This window comes from Pseudomonas sp. Ga0074129 (assembly GCA_001465025.1).
Lineage (GTDB): Bacteria > Pseudomonadota > Gammaproteobacteria > Pseudomonadales > Pseudomonadaceae > Aquipseudomonas.
In genome coordinates this window covers 1-1,112 of the sequence record LNDO01000025.1, presented here as the reverse complement: position 1 = coordinate 1,112, position 1,112 = coordinate 1, and the positions used below count along the sequence as shown (strand labels likewise).

Annotated in this window: 1 protein-coding gene and 1 pseudogene; both read left to right on the top strand. The window is 57.8% G+C overall.

What is annotated here, in order from left to right; translation table 11 throughout:
- The first annotated feature begins 168 nt into the window (after positions 1-168).
- Entirely contained in the window at positions 169-726 is a 558-nt protein-coding gene (locus AUK77_RS01605; protein WP_021221949.1) for a plastocyanin/azurin family copper-binding protein, read from the top strand.
- Positions 727-873: 147 nt separating this feature from the next.
- Positions 874-1,112: pseudogene (locus tag AUK77_RS01600) on the top strand (plastocyanin); the annotation flags it as partial.

The window sequence follows — 1,112 nt, the reverse complement described above, 5'->3', positions numbered from 1 at the left end:
AAGATTTCCCCCATCTTCCAGGCCTTTCGTGATTGCTCCTTTGGCCTAGCGGCGCCTTTGTGGCGCCGTGCTTTTTCCCAGCTGACGCAATTGTAGTTCTGGGGTCAGCGGCCTGGCAGCAAGCGGGGAATAGCATGAGATTTCCAGCACCCATCGCGAGGTCTCACCATGAAACGCTTACCCCTTAAACTGCTGATCAGCACTCTGTTCATCAGCACCACCTTTCCGGCATTTGCCGAGGTCGGCGGCAGTAGCAATGGCATTGGGCAGCAGGCCCAGGCGACGCCAGCGACTCGTACCATCTTGGTAAAGATGGACGACATCAACTACAGCCAGAAAACGATCGATGTGAAGCCAGGTGAAACCGTGCGCTTCGTTCTGAAGAACGAGGGCGCGTTGATGCACGAGTTCAACATCGGGCAGGCAGCGTCCCAGCTGGAGCACCAGCGCAAGATGGCGTCCTTGTTCAAGGACGGCACACTGACCCCGACCGGCATGGCCGAGCGCATTGTCTGGCATGAGCGTTATGGCACGGGAGACTCCAACCCTCCAGGCTATCCGGAAGTCATCAAAGCCAAGCATGACGACCCGAACGCGGTTCTCGTCGAGCCCGGCACAACTAAAGAGTTCGTGTGGACCTTCCCTCAGGCGGGCAGTTTGAGCTTCGCCTGTACATTGCCTGGGCATTACCAGGCGGGAATGGTCGGTGAGTTTGCTCTGCGTTAGTCCGGCACCGGTGCTACCCGTTGGCCGCGGGCTGGGTAGCACCGATCTGACGAACCTTACTGCGATGTAGTTTTCGCGTCAGCGTACCGCCAGTTGCACCTCATTAGCATCGGGACTCATCCCTCCTCAACACCTCAGAGGCACACCATGAAACTCAGACCCGCTTTCATAATCACCACCCTTGGTTTACTGCTCAGTGCTGCCAATGCGCTGGCCAGCCCGGGCCACAAGAAAGACAGTATCGGGCAACCGGGAGACAGTCAGGCAGTAGATCGCACCATCGAAGTCCGGATGGGGGACATCTTCTTTGAACCCAAGGCAATGGAAATCAAGGCGGGCGAGACGGTTCGCTTCGTACTGCTGAACGAGGGAGCCCTGCTGCACGA